Source organism: Natronococcus sp. JC468, from assembly GCF_012163165.1.
GTDB classification, from domain to species: domain Archaea; phylum Halobacteriota; class Halobacteria; order Halobacteriales; family Natrialbaceae; genus Natronococcus; species Natronococcus jeotgali.
In genome coordinates this window covers 1-1,567 of record NZ_JAAVUO010000093.1, presented here as the reverse complement: position 1 = coordinate 1,567, position 1,567 = coordinate 1, and the positions used below count along the sequence as shown (strand labels likewise).

Below are 1,567 nucleotides of genomic sequence, written 5' to 3'. Positions count from 1 at the left end.
GGAGGTTTCAGGACTCGAAGACCGCAAGCGTCGTTTGTCGGGATTGCCGACTCGGCGTGCGGTGTCCTGTGGCGGTGTCACTACCGCTCCCATCCTGAGGCGTCGAGGAAAATCTCCGATTTTCCGACCATTGGAAGACGGAGTCTTCCAAGAAGTCATTGCGTTCCGGTTTCCAAGGAACGCTCTCTCCCCACGGGTCAACGCGACGTGCAATGTTCGCACTTGCGTTAATATCTGCTTGATACTCCGTGACCCAACACTCCCGATTCGTACACGTGAACTCGGCTTGCGACCCACGACGACCGATGTGACCACAGGCGTGGCACGTCTGGGACGTGTAGCGCGGGTTCACGAACTCGACCGGGATGCCGGCTTCGAGGGCCTTGTCCTCGATCCGGTCGGTGAGTCGGGCAAACGCCCACGAGTGCAAACGCCGATTCATGTACTTTCCGTAATCCAGATTCTTACGGATGTACGACAGGTCCTCGAGTACGATCACCGGGTCATCGAAGGACTTGGCATACTCGACGGCTTCTCGAGACGCCTTCTCAATAAGATCCGTCAACGCGTTCTGGTAGTGGTCGAAACGTTCGTCCATTCGCCACTGCTCAGCGTCACGCTCTTGGAGGCGCTTCAGGGTCGTGTGCATTTCCTTCCGGAGTGCCCGCGCACGTCCGCCGTCGTAGATGTACGGTTGGATTGGAGTGTCGTTCTGACAGGCACAGCCCGTCAGCAGTTTAGACTCGCCGATATCGAAGCCAATTCGAGTCGGGTCGTCCGAGATCTCTGGCTCGGCTACCTCATACTCGACGGTGACGTGCAACACCCAATTGGTTCGGTGCTGTTGCAGTCGGAACTCGCCGACCACCACGTCCTCGTCGAGCAGGTCGAACCAGAGCGATTCCTGTTCGGGGTTGATCCGAAGCGGAATCCAGAAGGCGTTGCCACGCCCGGCCTGCGGGACGCGCCAGCAGAACTCGTGCTTTCGATCGTCGGAGTGGTCGAGAGTGAATCCGCGGTTCGTGAATCGAACCGGGTGATCGTCTTTGATCTCCGACGCGTTGTACGTATCCCGAAGCTTCGGGACGTAGTTCTTGAGCGCGTCCTTCGCGTAGGACGTGAGCGTGTAGGGCGTGACGACGTCGTTGACCGCCGTTTGTGTGTCCGCGCCACTCTCAAAGGCGTCCGAAAGGGCACGGCGGTAGGTCGCCACGGTACACTCGAGCCGTTGCTCTTTGCCAGTGGTGGGCGGAGCAAGTGTGGCTTCGAGCGTTTTCGTGGCGGTAGTTCCGGCGACCATTCGACAGTACAGACTACACGACCGATGCACATAAATTACACTGATACGATAAACATGTGTGAGCAAGTCAATCCGCTTCGAGGTAGACGACGAACAGTACGAGCGGTTGAAAGAGATCAAAGACAAGCGAGGCTACACCTGGAAGGGGCTGATGCTCGAAGGCGCGGAAGCGTTGGACACCGGGGAGGCATAGCAGGGCGAGTTGAGACACGGACGAACGCGATTCCTCCCCGCCCCTTGGGGCGGGGTTTCCTCGCTACCGCAAGA

The 1,567-nt window shown here is 58.5% G+C and carries 2 protein-coding genes; one reads left to right on the top strand and one right to left on the bottom strand.

All coding sequences use genetic code 11. From position 1 onward, the window contains the following. Window positions 1-7: 7 nt before the first annotated feature. Complete coding sequence (locus tag GWG54_RS20480) at window positions 8-1,300, bottom strand: RNA-guided endonuclease TnpB family protein (protein WP_167939474.1); 1,293 nt, start codon at window positions 1,298-1,300, stop codon at window positions 8-10. 58 nt (window positions 1,301-1,358) lie between these two features. Between GWG54_RS20480 and GWG54_RS21245 the strand changes: the two genes are divergently transcribed. Next, on the top strand, window positions 1,359-1,493 hold the full coding sequence (locus GWG54_RS21245; RefSeq protein WP_312854314.1) for a hypothetical protein: 135 nt from the start codon (window positions 1,359-1,361) through the stop codon (window positions 1,491-1,493). Window positions 1,494-1,567: the final 74 nt, after the last annotated feature.

Excerpts from the sequence above, each read along its gene's own strand:
- GWG54_RS20480 (WP_167939474.1), bottom strand. The coding sequence starts at position 1,300 with ATGGTCGCCGGAACTACCGCCACGAAAACGCTCGAAGCCACACTTGCT.